Annotated in this window: 16 protein-coding genes and 1 tRNA gene; 16 read left to right on the forward strand and 1 reads right to left on the reverse strand. The window is 62.2% G+C overall.

Annotated features, from left to right (window positions below; all coding sequences use genetic code 11):
- The first annotated feature begins 124 nt into the window (after nt 1-124).
- From F2P47_RS14340 to F2P47_RS14410, 15 genes are all read left to right on the forward strand, one after another.
- Nucleotides 125-200, forward strand: a tRNA-Lys gene (locus F2P47_RS14340).
- 378 nt (nt 201-578) lie between these two features.
- Nucleotides 579-1,721 carry a 4Fe-4S dicluster domain-containing protein gene (locus F2P47_RS14345; RefSeq protein WP_152217067.1) on the forward strand — a complete coding sequence of 381 codons (1,143 nt, stop codon included), beginning with the start codon at nt 579-581 and terminating at the stop codon, nt 1,719-1,721.
- Between the two features lie 4 nt (nt 1,722-1,725).
- A complete protein-coding gene (locus tag F2P47_RS14350) occupies nt 1,726-2,196 on the forward strand; it encodes a cyclic nucleotide-binding domain-containing protein (RefSeq protein WP_152217068.1) in 471 nt (156 codons plus the stop codon).
- Complete coding sequence (locus F2P47_RS14355; RefSeq protein ID WP_204886702.1) at nt 2,196-3,041, forward strand: FAD/NAD(P)-binding protein; 846 nt, start codon at nt 2,196-2,198, stop codon at nt 3,039-3,041. The genes F2P47_RS14350 and F2P47_RS14355 overlap by 1 nt, the downstream gene beginning before the upstream one ends.
- Nucleotides 3,042-3,046: 5 nt before the next feature.
- Entirely contained in the window at nt 3,047-3,838 is a 792-nt protein-coding gene (locus F2P47_RS14360) for an NADH-quinone oxidoreductase subunit B family protein (RefSeq protein ID WP_152217069.1), read from the forward strand.
- Nucleotides 3,813-5,129, forward strand: coding sequence for a Ni/Fe hydrogenase subunit alpha (locus tag F2P47_RS14365; RefSeq protein ID WP_152217070.1), 1,317 nt, complete (start codon nt 3,813-3,815; stop codon nt 5,127-5,129). Before F2P47_RS14360 ends, F2P47_RS14365 begins: the two co-directional genes overlap by 26 nt.
- The gene (locus F2P47_RS14370; protein WP_152217071.1) at nt 5,114-5,572 is read left to right on the forward strand and encodes a hydrogenase maturation protease; all 459 of its coding nucleotides are present in this window, start codon (nt 5,114-5,116) and stop codon (nt 5,570-5,572) included. The genes F2P47_RS14365 and F2P47_RS14370 overlap by 16 nt, the downstream gene beginning before the upstream one ends.
- A 10-nt stretch (nt 5,573-5,582) precedes the next feature.
- A complete protein-coding gene (locus F2P47_RS14375; RefSeq protein ID WP_152217072.1) occupies nt 5,583-5,846 on the forward strand; it encodes a hydrogenase maturation nickel metallochaperone HypA/HybF in 264 nt (87 codons plus the stop codon).
- Nucleotides 5,847-8,180, forward strand: coding sequence for a carbamoyltransferase HypF (gene hypF, locus F2P47_RS14380; protein ID WP_246176910.1), 2,334 nt, complete (start codon nt 5,847-5,849; stop codon nt 8,178-8,180).
- Nucleotides 8,180-8,419: a HypC/HybG/HupF family hydrogenase formation chaperone gene (locus tag F2P47_RS14385; protein WP_152217073.1), complete on the forward strand. Its 240-nt coding sequence runs from the start codon at nt 8,180-8,182 to the stop codon at nt 8,417-8,419. The genes hypF and F2P47_RS14385 overlap by 1 nt, the downstream gene beginning before the upstream one ends.
- Complete coding sequence (gene hypD / locus F2P47_RS14390) at nt 8,416-9,519, forward strand: hydrogenase formation protein HypD (protein WP_152217074.1); 1,104 nt, start codon at nt 8,416-8,418, stop codon at nt 9,517-9,519. Before F2P47_RS14385 ends, hypD begins: the two co-directional genes overlap by 4 nt.
- A gap of 4 nt (nt 9,520-9,523) precedes the next feature.
- Nucleotides 9,524-10,573, forward strand: coding sequence for a hydrogenase expression/formation protein HypE (gene hypE, locus F2P47_RS14395; RefSeq protein ID WP_152217075.1), 1,050 nt, complete (start codon nt 9,524-9,526; stop codon nt 10,571-10,573).
- Between the two features lie 241 nt (nt 10,574-10,814).
- Nucleotides 10,815-11,351, forward strand: coding sequence for a DUF4405 domain-containing protein (locus F2P47_RS14400; protein ID WP_152217076.1), 537 nt, complete (start codon nt 10,815-10,817; stop codon nt 11,349-11,351).
- A 334-nt stretch (nt 11,352-11,685) separates the two neighbouring features.
- A complete protein-coding gene (locus tag F2P47_RS14405; protein ID WP_152217077.1) occupies nt 11,686-13,224 on the forward strand; it encodes a hypothetical protein in 1,539 nt (512 codons plus the stop codon).
- Between the two features lie 112 nt (nt 13,225-13,336).
- A complete protein-coding gene (locus tag F2P47_RS14410) occupies nt 13,337-14,065 on the forward strand; it encodes a hypothetical protein (RefSeq protein WP_152217078.1) in 729 nt (242 codons plus the stop codon).
- 20 nt (nt 14,066-14,085) lie between these two features.
- Here F2P47_RS14410 and F2P47_RS14415 read toward each other — a convergent pair whose 3' ends face one another.
- Nucleotides 14,086-14,829, reverse strand: coding sequence for a glycosyltransferase family 25 protein (locus tag F2P47_RS14415; RefSeq protein WP_185681131.1), 744 nt, complete (start codon nt 14,827-14,829; stop codon nt 14,086-14,088).
- Between the two features lie 134 nt (nt 14,830-14,963).
- Between F2P47_RS14415 and greB the strand changes: the two genes are divergently transcribed.
- Nucleotides 14,964-15,518: a transcription elongation factor GreB gene (greB, locus tag F2P47_RS14420; RefSeq protein ID WP_152217080.1), complete on the forward strand. Its 555-nt coding sequence runs from the start codon at nt 14,964-14,966 to the stop codon at nt 15,516-15,518.
- Nucleotides 15,519-15,540: the final 22 nt, after the last annotated feature.

A 15,540-nucleotide genomic window follows, 5' to 3' on the forward strand; every position in this document is an offset into this window, starting at 1 on the left:
CAAAAATAGTTCACGAAGGTTGCTGGACAGACCCTCTGAGCTTTGCTATTAGCAGCCACCTCAGACGGATTTGGTGGTCCCTGAGACCCGCGGCCGAAACTGCAACGCAGATCAGGCCCTCGGCGGGCGCATAGCTCAGTTGGTAGAGCAGCTGACTCTTAATCAGCGGGTCCGTGGTTCGAGCCCACGTGCGCCCACCAAAAAATCCAGCAATTTAAGTGATTTAGAGTTGGCGGGAAGTCCATCTGGACGTCTTCCCCGCTTTTGCGTCTGTACGCTGCATCTCACCTGACCAACACGCCCCCCAGGTCGTCGCACATTTTCCGCCCGTCGCCGGGGTTGCCATCTGGTTGGGGGCCCCTGATCCAGATCGGTACGCTGCCGGGGCAGGGGGTATTTTGCGTTGTCGCAATGAATAAACAGGTGTGGAATTCCTGAGCAAAGCTGATGATGTTGTTGCAGCATCGGTCAGGGGCGAGCACACAAGCCGACGGCGCGTGCAATGCGGTACGCAATAGAGTCACGAACTTCGACTAAGCAGGTTGGCGTGCAGTAGCGCATATGGACAGGCGGGAGCGATGAGCACAGACCTTGCGCTCCAGATCGGCGAGCATGCGCTTCTGGCGCGCGCCGAGTTTGGCAAGCTTATCGATGCCCTGCGCGGTCAGGGCTATGCCGTCATTGGACCGACCTTGCAGGGCGGCGCGATCGTATATTCGGAAATCAGTGGCGAGAGCGAGCTTCCCGTTGGATGGACCGATGAGCAGGAGGCGGGAACTTATCGCCTCAAGCGGCGCGAGGATGAGGCCCTGTTCGGCTATGTCGCGGGCGCCCAGTCGTGGAGGCCGTTTCTCTTCCAGCCGCGCCGGACGCTCTGGCGAGCAAAGGGAAGTGCTGCCGACTTCGCGATAGATCCCGACGTGAGAGAAACGCCGCGCTTCGCTTTTCTCGGCATGCGGGCCTGCGAACTCAAGGCCGTTTCCATTCAGGATCGCGTCTTCATGGATGGAATTCATCCCGATGCGGACTATAGCGCGCGGCGGGACGCGGCTTTCTTCATCGCCGTCAATTGTGCCAGGGCGGGCGCGACCTGCTTCTGCGTTTCAATGGATGCAGGTCCGCGCGCTGAAGCCGGCTACGATCTCGCGCTGACGGAGATAATAGGTGAGGGTCGGCATGATTTTCTGCTCGAGGTCGGTAGCCCGCGCGGCGCGGTCATTGCGTCCCTGCTTTCGTTGCGAGCGGCAGGCGACGGCGATGCTGCGGAGGCAGAGGCCATTGTTGAGCGGACGGCGCAAAGCATGGGCCGGGTGCTTCAAACCGAGGGGTTGAAGTCGCTGCTGCAGGAAAATCTCGAACATCCGCAATGGGACGACGTGGCCGAGCGCTGCCTTTCCTGCGGCAATTGCACGTTCGCCTGTCCGACCTGCTTCTGCCACACGGATGAAGATGTGACCGATCTCGACGGTCAGGCCGCAGAGCGCCATCAGCGCTGGGATTCCTGCTTCAGTCTCGATTTCTCCTATATCCGCGGCGGCTCGGTCAGGCCCGGCATCGCCTCGCGTTACCGGCAATGGATGACGCACAAGCTCGCGAACTGGATCGACCAGTTTGGAGAATCCGGATGTGTCGGCTGCGGACGCTGCATCACCTGGTGTCCTGCCGGAATCGACATTACAGCCGAGGCGGCCGCGATCCGCGCGAGCATCGAGAAGGATTGAGCTCATGGAAACGCACAAGCTCGAGGACGTCATTGCCGCAGCCCCTTTCTTTCGCGGGCTCGACCCTGCCTTCTGCGCGACCATCGCCGGATGCGGAAAGCATGTGCGGTTCGAGAAGGGGCAGACTGTCTACCGACAGGGCGATCCGGCCGACACCTTTTACGTCGTTCAGCATGGACATGTGGCGCTGGAGCTTCCCGGCGCGGGCCGGCCGCTCGTCCATCAGACGCTTCACGACAACGACATCCTGAATGCCGCCTGGGTGGTTCCGCCTTACCGCTGCCATTCGAATGCGCGCGCGGTCGACACCACGGTCGCCATCGCCTTCGACGCCGCCTGCCTGCGCGGCAAATGCGATGCCGACCACGATCTTGGTTATGAGCTGATGAAGCGTTTCGTGCCCATCGTCGTCGAGCGGCTCAATCGCGCCCGGTTGCAGGCGCTGGATGTCTACGGGCCGGGGAGCGCCGGCTGATGTCCATCGCCCCGTCGCGTTCCGATCCGATGGTGCCGCGGCGCTTCCGCATCGTCGAGAAGATCCACGAAACCGCCGACACCTATACGTTTACGCTGGTGCCCGTTGACGGCGAAACCGCCTGTCGCTTCGCGCCCGGCCAGTTCAACATGCTTTATCTCTTCGGCTATGGCGAAGTGCCGATCAGCATCAGCGGCGACCCGGCGGCGCCGGAACGCCTCGTTCACACGGTCCGCGCGATGGGTAGCGTCACCCATGCCTTCGCGACGCTCGAGGCCGGAGACATGGTCGGCGTACGAGGCCCTTTCGGAAGCGCTTGGCCGCTTGCGGCCGCAGAGGGTGGGGACGTTCTCATCGTTGCGGGCGGGCTCGGCCTCGCACCGCTGCGCTCCGCGATCTACCGGCTGCTCGCCGAACGCGACCGTTATCGTCGGATTGCGATCCTGCATGGCGCGCGAAGCCCGGAGACGATCCTCTTTGCCGAGGAACTGCGGCAATGGCGGCGCAACCTCGACATTGCCTGCGAGGTGACAGTCGATTATGCGGGCACCGATTGGCATGGGCGCGTCGGTGTCATTACGCAACTTGTGGCCTTGGCGGGCTTTGACCCGCAGCGTGTCACGACCTTTGTTTGCGGCCCGGAAATCATGATGCGTTTCAGCGTCGAGGCACTGAAGAAGCAGGGTGTTGCCGATGAGCGTATCCATGTTTCAATGGAGCGCAGCATGAAATGCGCGCTGGGGCATTGTGGGCACTGCCAGTTCGGACCGGCTTTTCTCTGCAAGGATGGGCCTGTGCTCAGCTATGATCGCATCCGCAACCTCGTCGGCATCGCGGAGCTTTGAAGTCCATGGCAAAGTCCAAACCCAAGCTCGCCGTTTGGAAATTCGCCTCTTGCGACGGATGCCAGCTTTCCATACTCGACCTCGAGGACGAGCTGCTCGCGCTGACGGGCGAGGTCGAGATCGCGCAATTCCTCGAAGCGACGCGCGCGGTCTCCGAAGGGCCATACGATCTCTCGCTGGTCGAGGGATCGATCACGACGGCGCATGACGCCGAGCGCATCAAGATGGTGCGGCAGCAGTCGAAAATGCTGGTCACCATCGGCGCTTGCGCCACTTCAGGCGGCATTCAGGCGCTGCGCAATTTTCGCGACATCAACGACTTCGTCGCGGCGGTCTATGCGCGACCCGATTATATCGACACGCTTGCGACCTCGACGCCGATTGCCGAGCATGTTGCCGTCGATTTCGAGCTCCGCGGTTGTCCCGTCAACAAGCATCAGCTTCTCGAAGTCGTCACCGCCTTTCTCTTCGGCCGCAAACCGATGGTGGCGGGCCACAGCGTCTGCATGGAGTGCAAGATGCGCGGCAATGTCTGCGTTACGGTCGCGCATGGCACGCCCTGTCTCGGGCCGGTAACGCAGGCCGGTTGCGGCGCGATCTGCCCGGCCTATGATCGTGGCTGCTACGGCTGTTACGGTCCGCAGGACACACCTGCCATGCCGGCAATGTCGAAGGTGCTCGAGGCGCACGAGATGAAGGGCCGCGACATTCAGCGTATTCTCAGGACCTTCAACGCGCACGCCGCACCCTTCCGTGAGGAGAGCCAACGTCATGACGCGGCGGACGATCAAGGTTGACCAGCTCGCCCGGGTCGAGGGCGAGGGCGCGCTGCACGCGCAGGTGATCGACGGCAAGGTCGAGCATGTCGAGCTCAATATTTTCGAGCCGCCGCGCTTTTTCGAAGCCTTCCTTCAGGGACGGGATTTCAGGGAAGCGCCCGACATCACGGCGCGGATTTGCGGAATATGTCCGGTCGCCTATCAGATGAGTTCGGTCCATGCGATGGAGGCCGCCTGCGGCGTTACTGTCGGCGGCGCGCTTCGTGATCTCAGGCGGCTTCTCTATTGTGGAGAATGGATCGAGAGCCATGTGCTCCACATCTACATGCTGCATGCGCCCGATTTCCTTGGCTATGAAGGCGCGGTCGACATGGCCCGCGATCACGCGGCCCTGCTGCAGCGCGGGCTCAGGATGAAAAAGGCCGGCAATGCGATTATCACGGTGATCGGCGGCCGCGAGGTTCACCCGGTCAATGTTCGCGTGGGCGGCTTCTATCGTCTGCCCGAGCGGCGAGAGCTGACGGCGCTGCACGATGAGTTGAACTGGGGCCGCGATGCCGCACTCGAAACGGTGCAGTGGGCGGCCGGGCTCCCATTCCCGGACTTCGAGCGCGACTATGAGCTCGTCGCCTTGCGCCCTGCGGATGAATATCCGCTGAACGAGGGGCGCATCGTCTCGAACAAGGGGATCGATACTGATGCCGCCGGTTTCGAAGACATCTTCGAGGAAATCCATGTTGCGCATTCGACGGCGCTTCACGGAAACACCAAGGCGCGCGGTGCCTATCTCGTCGGCCCGCTGGCGCGCTACAGTCTCAATTTCGACCGCCTGCCGGAAAGCGTGCAGGCGGCGGCGATGGAGGCAGGGCTCGGCCGCGAATGCCGGAACCCCTTCAAGAGCATTGTCGTGCGCGCCGTGGAGGTACTCTTTGCATTCGACGAGGCATTGCGGATTATCGACCGCTACGAAAGGCCGGCTGAGCCCTCGGTGCCGGTCGAGCCGCGTGCCGCTTCCGGGCAATGGGCGACGGAGGCGCCGCGCGGGCTTCTCTATCATCGTTACGACATTGCCGCGGATGGAAGCATCCGCGTGGCGAAGATCGTGCCGCCGACTTCACAGAACCAGCCAAGCGTCGAGGAAGACCTGCGCGATGTGATCGCCGCCAATCTCGCGCTTGATGACGATGCCTTGCGTGGACGCTGCGAGCAGACGATCCGCAATTACGATCCCTGTATTTCCTGCGCGACGCATTTCCTGAAGCTCAATGTCAGGCGCGAAGGAGGTGGGGAAACATGCGACGCCTCGTGATTGGCATCGGCAATTCGGACAGGGGCGATGACGGTGCAGGCCTGGCCGCCGCGCGCGAGCTTGCGAGAAACATTCCGCAGGTCGTCACTGTCGTGGAGTCGCGCGGCGAGCCTGCGGGCCTCATCGATCAGTGGCAGAAGGCGGATGTCGTCTTTCTCGTCGATGCCTGCGCAAGCGGTGTGGCACCGGGAACGATCCATCGTTTCGATGCGCGTCTGGCGCCGCTGCCGGAGCATTTCGGCGCGGTCTCGACACATGGCTTCGGCATAGGCGCGGCGGTTGAACTTGCACGCGCCATCGGATCGTTGCCGGCGTCGCTCATCGTCTATGGGATAGAGGCGGGTTCCTTCGAGCCGGGCGCGTGGTTGTCGCCGCCGGTCGCGAAAGCTGCACTCGATGTCGCTGCGCGCATTGCCGATGAACTTGCTTGCCTTTCAACCTGAAGAGGACCAGATGCACGAAGCCTCGATCATGAATGACCTGATGGCGAAGATTAAGGACATTGCCAAAAAGGAGGGCGTCACCCGCGTCACCGGCATCGAGGTATGGCTCGGCGCGCTCTCTCACATGTCGGCGGAGCACTTCCGTGAGCATTTCGAGGAATCCTCGAAGGGGTCGCTCGCGGAAGGCGCGCGTCTCGACGTTGAATGTTCGGACGATATCCGTCACCCCGACGCGCAGACCATCATGCTTAGGAGCATCGAAGCGGAGGATTGAATGGCGGAGCGGGCGCGAGAGTTTTCTGCCGGGCGCGCGCGCCTGCGCTTCATGATCCGTGGCGCCGTGCAGGGCGTCGGCTTCCGACCGTTCATCTATCGCACGGCAACGCGTCTCGGCGTTACGGGCCATGTCGAGAACACCGGCGAGGGCGTCGTCGTCGAGGCCGAAGGTGCGCCATCACTTCTCGAAGCTTTTGCGCAGGCGCTTGCAAATGATGCGCCCGTTCAGGCACATGTCCGGTCTGTTGTGCGTGAAGTTCTGCAGCCGTTGGGGAGCCGGAACTTCGTCATTCGCGACAGTGTCGCGGGGCGCGCGCGGAGCGCGGTGGTTCTGCCGGACATCGCGGCCTGCGACGCCTGTCTTGCCGAGATTTTCGACCCGGCGAACCGGCGTCACCTCTATCCCTTCACAAATTGCACGGATTGCGGCCCGCGCTATTCGATCCTGCGAGATCTGCCTTATGACCGTGCCCGAACCACAATGGCGGCGTTCCCGATGTGCGCGGACTGCGCACGGGAATATGCCGATCCGGGCGACCGCCGCTTTCACGCGGAGCCGACCGCCTGTCCGGTCTGTGGACCGCAGATGGCGCTATGGGATCGTGATGGCAGGGTGATCGCGGCGGATGGCGACGCAATTGAAGAAGCGGCGGGACTTCTTCGCGGCGGCGGCATCGTCGCCATAAAGGGGATCGGCGGATTTCATCTCTTTGTCGATGCGCGGAACGGCGAGGCGGTCAAAGTGTTGCGAGCGCGCAAGAGGCGGCCCGCCAAGCCGTTCGCCCTGATGGTGCCTTCGCTCGATGACGCGCGGCAGCTTTGCGATGTCAGCGTGGATGAGGAGGCGCTGCTCGCATCCAGTGCGGCTCCCATCGTTCTGACGCGCAGGCTTTCGGGCGCAGAGGTGGCGGAGGAGGTCGCGCCAGATCAACGCGTACTCGGGCTCATGCTGCCCTATGCGCCGCTTCACCACATGCTGATGCGGTCACTCGGCTTTCCTGTCGTCGCGACGAGCGGGAATGTGAGCGACGAGCCTATTGTCACTGATGAGCATGACGCGCTTCAGCGCCTTCACGCCATTGCGGATGCATTTCTGGTTCATGACCGCGCCATCGCGCGGCCCGCCGAGGATTCGGTGATGCGCGTGATCCTCGGCGCGTCGCAGGCGATCCGCCGGGGGCGGGGACTGGCACCCCTGTCGTTGACGCTCGATCCGGGTGTCGTCGGAGAATGCCCCTCGGTTCTGGCGCTTGGCGGCCATCTCAAGGCGGCGGCAACCTTGCTGCGCGGCACCGAAGCCATTGTTGGCGCCCATGCCGGCGATCTCGGCACGCTCGATGCGGAACGGAGATTCGCGGCGACACTCGAAGATCTCGAAACGCTGCACGGGATGCGCGCGGATATCGTCGCCTGCGATCTTCATCCGGACTATGCGACGACGCGGATCGCGGAGAGTCTGAGGCGGCCGATCATCCGTGTGCAGCATCATCTGGCGCATGTTGCCTCCGCCATGGCGGAGCACGCGCTCGGAGGCCCGCTTCTTGGCGTCGGCTGGGACGGGACCGGGTATGGCGCCGACGGTGCGATATGGGGCGGCGAATTTCTGAGAGTGGAAAGAGGCGAGTGGTCGCGGGTCGCGCATCTGCGGCCATTTCGACTGCCAGGCTCGGAGGTGGCGGCCCGCGAGCCGCGGCGGGCGGCGCTTGGCATGCTTCACGAAGCTCTGGGCGCACACGCCGTCGAGCGCAGCGATCTGACGCCTGTATCGGCTTTCAGCGCGGCCGAGCGCGTCGTCCTTGGCCGGATGCTCGAGCGTGGCGTCCAGTCTCCCTGGACGACGAGCGCCGGACGGCTCTTCGATGCCTTTGCCGCGCTGCTCGGGCTCGTGCTCGTTGCGAGCCATGAAGGTGAGGCGGCCATGCGTCTCGAGGCGTTGGCGGCAGAGAGCGAGGTTGAAGGCGCGGCGACGATGTCTTATCCCTTCGACATCGTGGCGCCGAGAGAAGGGCCGCTCGTCATCGATTGGGTGCCTATGCTCCGGGCGGTGCTGCGGGATCGGGCGGCGGGCGTTGCACGGGCCGAAATCGCCATGCGCATTCACGTGAGTTTTGCAGCTATGATCGCGGCGGTAGCGGCAAGGCTCGGCCTCGGCATGGCGGTGCTCAGTGGCGGCTGCTTTCAGAGCCGGCTGCTGACGGAGCTTGCTGCCGCGCGGATCGAGGCGGAGGGATTGACGGTCTTTCTTGCGCGCGCTGTGCCACCGAATGACGGCGGATTGTCGCTCGGTCAGGCGCTATGGGCGCGCTGGACAGCGTCGAAGGAGAAAAGCTGATGTGTCTCGCGGTGCCCGGCTGCATTCTTTCGACATCGGGCGAGGATTTTTCCCGGATGGGACGGGTCGATTTCGGCGGCATCGTCCGGCAGATCAATCTTGCCTTCACGCCGGAGGCGCGCGTCGGCGATTATGTGCTGGTGCATGTCGGCGTTGCCATCGCGACGATCGACGAGGCTGAAGCCGAGCGTGTCTTCGCCGCGCTCGAAAGTCTCGGCGAGGCCGGAGGCGCGGCATGAAGCATGTCGACGAATACAGGGACGCTGAAGCTGTCGCGCGGCTTGCAGGTGCCATTGCCGCAGCGACAACGCGGCCCTGGACGATCATGGAAATATGCGGCGGGCAGACGCATGCAATCATGCGCTTCGGGCTCGATCAGCTTCTGCCGCGCGAGATCACGCTTGTGCATGGGCCGGGCTGTCCCGTTTGCGTGACGCCGGAAGCCTATATCGACAAGGCGCTCGAAATCGCCGCGATGCCAAGCGTCATCTTCTGCTCATTTGGCGACATGCTGCGCGTGCCGGGTGCGAGGGGTGATCTTCTTGGCGTCAAGGCGCGGGGCGGCGATATCCGCATCGTCTATTCGCCGCTCGACGCGGTGGAGATCGCCCGGGCCAATCCCGGACGGGAAGTCGTCTTCTTCGCCGTTGGCTTCGAGACGACGGCACCCGCCAATGCGATGGCTGCGCATAAGGCGCGGAGCGAGGGCGTGAAAAACTTCTCGCTTCTCGTGTCGCAGGTGCTGGTGCCGCCCGCCATGGAGGCACTTCTGTCGGCGCCCGATACGCGCGTGCAGGGGTTCCTCGCGGCAGGGCATGTCTGCACCATCATGGGCACCGAAGCCTATGGGCCCATTGCCGCCCGCTATCGTGTACCCGTCGTTATTACCGGCTTCGAGCCGGTGGATATTCTCGCCGGCATACTCGCTTGCGTTCAGGCGCTGGAGGAGGACCGGCACGAGGCAATCAATATGTATGCGCGCATGGTGAGGCCGGAGGGCAATCTTCCCGCCCGTACGCTCATTGATGAGGTTTTCGAGATTGCCGACCGCGAGTGGCGCGGCCTTGGCGTGTTGCCGTCAAGCGGGCTCGCATTGCGGCCTGCCTATTCGGCGCTCGATGCCGAGCGCCGCTTCGGTGCGGCAGAAAACGCTGCCACGGCGCCATCCATCTGCATCAGCGGCGACATTCTGCGCGGTGTCTGCTCACCGCTTCAGTGTCCTGCCTTTGGCGGCGCCTGCACACCGGAGCATCCGCTCGGCGTCACAATGGTGTCGTCCGAAGGCGCCTGCGCCGCCTATTATCGCTATCGCGGTGCGACCCGCCTGGCGGGAGATTGAGCCCATGAGCGAATCCCGGAATGTCATCTGCCCCACGCCCGCGAGTGAGACGGAAGTCGTTCAAATGGCGCATGGCGGCGGCGGGCGGCTGATGAACGCGCTCATCGAGACAGTAATCCGTCCCGCCTTCGCCAATCCGCTGCTCGATCAGCGTCATGACGGCGCGGTCTTCGAGGCGGGCGGCGCACGGTTGGCCTTCACCACGGACTCATATGTCGTGAAGCCGCTCTTCTTTCCAGGGGGAGACATTGGCAGTCTCGCTGTCAACGGAACCGTGAACGATCTCGCCATGTGCGGCGCCGAGCCGCTTTATCTCAGCGCGGCCTTCATCATCGAGGAGGGGTTTCCGATTGTTGATCTGCGCCGCGTCGTTGCGTCGATGGAGGATGCGGCGAGACGCGCGAGCGTGAGCTTCGTCACGGGCGACACCAAGGTTGTCGATCGTGGCAAGGGCGACGCGCTTTTCATCAACACCGCCGGCGTCGGCACCGTCCGCGCGAAATCTCTGGTCGGTCCCGCAGCGGTTAAACCCGGCGATGTCCTCATCCTCAGCGGCGATCTCGGCCGTCATGGCATAGCCATCATGGCGGCGCGCGAAGGCCTCGCCTTCGAGACCGCAATTGCGAGCGACTGCGCGCCGCTATGGTCGCCGGTGCGTCGTCTGATCGAGGCCGGCATCGAGGTCCATTGCCTGCGTGACCTGACGCGCGGGGGCCTTGCGTCTGCTCTGATCGAGATCGCGGAAGCGGCGGCTTGCGCGATCAAACTCGACGAGACCACCATTCCCGTGCAGCCTGAGGTGCGCGCTGCCTGCGAACTTCTGGGGCTCGATCCGCTTTATGTCGCAAATGAGGGGCGCTTTGTTGCCTTCGTTGCTGAAGCCGACGTGGTGCGGGCGCTCGATCTGCTTGCCGGCGATGACGTGTCAGCTGGTGCCGCCGTGATCGGCCGCGTTACCGCGGAGGAGCGCGGCGCCGTCGCTATCCGGGGCGCATATGGTGCCATACGTAGGCTGACCATGTTGAGCGGGGAGCAGCTGCCCCGAATTTGTTGATTTTCACACGGCTCCTCATATGCGTCACCTTCATCGCCATCATTTTTCTGCTGCCGGCTTCGACGGCCATCCGCGACGCCGGACCGGCTTTGTGTGAGTGCCGGCCGGGCTGCGGCATTTCGACCAGAGACCCTGGAGCCGCGCTGGATTTTGCGCGGTTTGGCGTATGAATATTCGCCAAAGGCAATCGGCATGACGCGTGGAGGCGCTTTCCGCCCACGCGAATGGAGTGTAGCAAGACATGAGTAACGCCACGACGAATCGCGATCGCATTTTCGGTATTGTGCCCCGCAACCTTGCGACGCCGGTCACGGCCTCCGTCTTCGTCGTCATAGGCGTCTCCGGTCTCATGCTCTTTTTCGGCCTCTTCGAGGATTCCGTTAAGGAGATGCACGAATGGATCGGGCTCGCTTTTGTCGCGGCCGTGATCCTTCATCTGGCGCGGAACTGGATTCCCCTTCAGGTCATGATGCGGCAGAAGGCCACCAAGGCGTCGGCACTCGCCGTGGCGCTTGTCGCCGCAGTTTTCATCGGCGGCGCGATGATGGGCGGCGAAGAGGAAAATCCGCTTCGCGTCATGGCGCGCGCGGTCGAAACGGCGCCCCTCGAAGCGTCCGCAGCGGTGCTCGGCATTTCTCAGGACGAAATCTTCGCGCGCCTGCGCAAGGCCGGCATCGAGCCCGCGGCAGATGCGCGCTCGCTCGCCGACATCATCGAGAAGAGTGGCGCCGATCCGCGCCGCGTCATGGGCGCCGTGGTCGCCTCCACGCAGGACTAGCTGCTTCGAGACGGGCGTCTGTACGGGCGAACAATATCCGGTTGAGTTCGCCCGGCACATACCTCAAGGCTTTGATGGGCTGATGCTGGGTGTCGGGTCGGGTCGCCTCGTGGAAGGAGGCCTTTCCGAATTGGAAGGGACGGTGCGGCGATCTTCGTCTCCCGGCTTTGACTTTACTGATCTCCTGCTTTCAAGATGATCCTTGTTTCAGGGTACTGATTTTAGCCAAGGCTTTCGCAGGCTGCGCGTTGTTGGTGTGCATTGAGCGTGTGATGTCCGCCAGCCGCGGACAGGCATCAGACTGACCTTGTCCTCTCACGCGAGATTCTCGCTCATGCCTGAAGCCGGAAACCAGTCGGGGGCAGCAAGGCCAGATATCAGAACATTCGGCGTATCCTGGCCGTTGCTGATCGCGTTGGGGACGCTCTTTGGCGCGCTCGGTAGCTCGCGGTTCAATGCGGTTCTGGCAGACCCCGATACCTATTGGCATCTCGCCACAGGCCGCTGGATTATCGAACATAAAGCGCTTCCGCTGAGCGATCCGTTCTCGCATTCGATGCCGGGTGCGTCGTGGATGACGCATGAATGGCTGTCGGAGCTTGCGCTGACAGGTGTGTACCAGGCTGCTGGCTGGACCGGGCTGGTGGTTCTCGTCGTATTGTTGTTTGCAGGCACGTTGGCCTATCTGATGCGCTTCCTTCTTGCGCGCATGGAGCCGGCAGACGCGCTGCTCTTTACCGGGTTTGCCGGCTCCATGCTGATGAGCCATCTCCTGGTCCGTCCGCATGTTCTCGTATGGCCGTTGCTCGCCATGTGGGTGGGGGCGCTGGTGAACGCGGTCGAGGAGCGGCGTTACCCGCCCTGGTGGCTGGTGCCGTTGATGGCGCTCTGGGCCAATATGCATGGGAGCTTCACCCTCGGCCTCGCGCTTGGTGCGGCGCTGGCTCTCGATGCCGTTCTGGCCAGTTCCCGGGAGCAGCGACGCGCTGCGGCAATGCGCTGGGGGAGCTTCGTCGGATTATCGGTTGTGGCGTCGATGGTCACCCCCCTGGGGTGGCACGGCCTTTGGTTCTCGGTCGAATTCATGCGGATGCCGGTGCTGCTCGATTCCATTATCGAGTGGCGTTCGCCCGATTTCCACAAGCCGCAGATATTTGAGCTTTGGCTGTTGCTGATATTGGTCCTGGGATGCACGGGCCGCCTGCGCTTGCCCTGGCTGCGCCTGCTTATGCTACTGGCCTTGGTGCATCTCGCGCTCAAGCATCAGCGTCATGTCGAAATTCTCGGGTTGGTATCGCCTTTTCTCATCGCCTCGTCGATTGCATCACGCAAGCCGGTGGAGGAGGGTGCGAGGCAGAATGCTGCAACGCTCGACCGGCTATTCCACGCGCTCGCCGCGCCGGCGCGGCCGGGCGCACTCGCTGTCGCCATATTGTCAGGTGCGTTGTGGATTGGTGCAGTGCTGAAAGCGGGTGGATATGCTCCGGCGGCGGAGATTACTCCTGAGGCAGCTATGCGCGCCGCCGCGCAGGCAGGGGCGGCTGGTCCTGTTTTCAACTCATTCGAGTTTGGCGGTTATCTGATTTTCCGCGGCGTACCGGTGTTCATCGACGGTCGCGCGGATATGTATGGCGACGCATTTCTCAAGCGCTATCTGGATGCCCTGAATCTCACGGATCCGGAGAATCTCCCGAAAATACTGGCGGACTACCATGTCGGATGGACGCTGCTACATAAGGGAACGCCAGCGGTGGCGGTGCTGGACCGGATGCCCGGGTGGCGGCGTGTCTACTCCGACGAACTGGCGGTCGTGCATGTTCGCGAAGACGGCGGCGTAACGCGCGCGGGAGCTGCCAGTGGGGCCTCGAATTAGCGGGGCGAATGCCGGGCCTGCCTTCGGCGCCCGGCTTTGACTTTCCGTTTATTCCCGACTTCAAATAGAACCATGTTACTGGGCTTTGGATTCCTGTTGGGGGAGCCGCAAATTGGAACAGGCTTCTGAAAGGCCGGATATAATATTCGTCAGCTTCGACGAGCCGAATGCCGATGCACATTTCGAGCGGCTTAAAAGCTTCGAGCCGTCAGCAAAGCGCGTACATGGGGTACGCGGAATTTACGCCGCCTATCAGGCCGTCGCGGAGACGGCCACCACGTCTCATTTCTATATGGTCGATGCCGATAGCTGGGTTCTCGACGATTTTTCCTTTGCGATTCCGGATGAGGCCTCGCTGGCTGACATCAAAATGTGGAGTGCGCGAAACGCCGTAAACGGATTGCGATGGTTCAACGGTGGGTTGAAGCTCCTGAGCAGGCGCGCCGTCCTGTCGATGAATCCCGGCTCCATCGACTTCTTTTCATCGATGGCGGGTGAGCGTGTGCTGTCGGGGGAGATCGCTACGGAGACGCGGTTCAATGCGACCCCCTTCCTTGCCTGGCGGGCGGGCTTTCGCGAATGTGCCAAGTTGACGGGAAAAGTGGTCCGGTTTCGTGATGCCGGGGAGCATCTGAATATCTGGCAGACGCAAGGCGCGGACAAGCTCAACGGTGCCTGGTGTATGCTGGGCGCACGCATGGGGGCGAATTACGGTTTGAAGAATCCGGCCGGCCACTCGCTCCTCAAGATCAACGACATGCGGTGGCTGTATGACGTGTTCGAAGACGCGCGGAAATCGAACGCCATAGCGACGATATTGGCAGAGATTGCGGGCGGCTGAGCCCGCCTGTGCCGCCAGTCTTAGTCGAAGGGGACGCACAGCGAGAAATGGAGCGGCCGCTTTGCCAGCGACCTCAAGTCGTGAAGCCTTCGCCCCATGCTGTAGCGCAATGTCCGCTTCGGCTTTCGCGCGCGATGTGCCTCGATGCTGCTGTCGGTCTGGTTCTGGCCGAGATAAGGTGGCTGAATGCACAGTGCAGGCGTCATCTGATAGATGCGGAGTTGCGCGAATTCGGGGACGCGGTGGTCGAACATCAGAACGTCCACCGGATAGAGATAGGTTTCCGAAAGTTCGAGCAGCTTTTCCGCCCCGCGGTGGCTGACGATATACCCGCCGGCACCCAGATGGCGAGAGCGCAGCCGGTAGAGATTTCGATCTTCGATCTGGCTATCGGATTGTTTGTCGAGCAGGATGTCTTGCTGCGTCGTCTCGATCTTGATGAGATCGTAGCAGGCTGGCAACCAGTGATGCTGAGCGATGATGCGGTTGAAATCTGCACTGAGCAGCGCGTCGTCTTCGAGCACGCAAGCGCAGGGTTCTCCGCTAGCCAGCAATTCCGTCCATGCGGCGCGGTGGCTCTTGGTGCATCCGATCTCTGGAGGCGAGAGGTCGTAGCCGTCCGGGAAATGAAGGCCGCGGGCGAGTTCCTGCGGAGGCAGTTTCCAGCCGTCAATGGCCGCAATACGACGAAGGCCGGGTACCTGTGCTTGCATTGCCGCCAGGCGTCCGGTTTGGTTATCGAGATTGATGACGTAAACGTCCAAGCAAACGGCTCCGGCAAAAATTTGTTTGAGAATATCTTTATGAGATTCGTATTTAGTATAATCACTTGGCGCATGGGTTTCCACTTTGGGAACAAATCGTTGAAAATATCCGGAAAATTTTTACGTGATTGAGCATGAGTAAAGCCTTCACAAAAGAAAATGAAGCGGAAGCCGACGACGATCTCGACGCTGCCGATGCTTTGCCTCCGGGCACGAAGAATTACATTACACGCCAGGGTTTCGAGCGGTTGCAGGCTGAACTGCGCCAGCTCAAGCGCGTTGAGCGACCGAAGGTTGTCGAGACTGTGGCGTGGGCCGCCGGGAATGGCGATCGCTCGGAGAATGGCGATTACATTTATGGAAAGAAGCGGTTGCGCGAAATTGATCGCCGCATGCGTTTTTTGGGCAAGCGGCTCGAAATCGCCGAGGTCGTCGATCCGGCCCGTCAGAAGAAGCGCGATCAGGTCTTCTTTGGCGCGATCGTTACTTATGAGAATGAAGCGGGCGAGGAGCGGACCGTGCGCATCGTCGGCGTGGATGAGGCGCGCAGCGAACTTGGTGAAATAAGCTGGGTGTCGCCCGTCGCGCGGGCCTTGTTGAAGGCGGAAGTGGGTGATCAGGTGGAAGCGCGCACGCCGACCGGTCCCGAAACGCTTGAGATCGTCGATATTCGATACGAAGAAAAATGAAAAAGGCCGGGAAAGTTGAAGT

It is taken from the genome of Parvibaculum sedimenti (genome assembly GCF_009184905.1).
GTDB lineage: Bacteria > Pseudomonadota > Alphaproteobacteria > Parvibaculales > Parvibaculaceae > Parvibaculum > Parvibaculum sedimenti.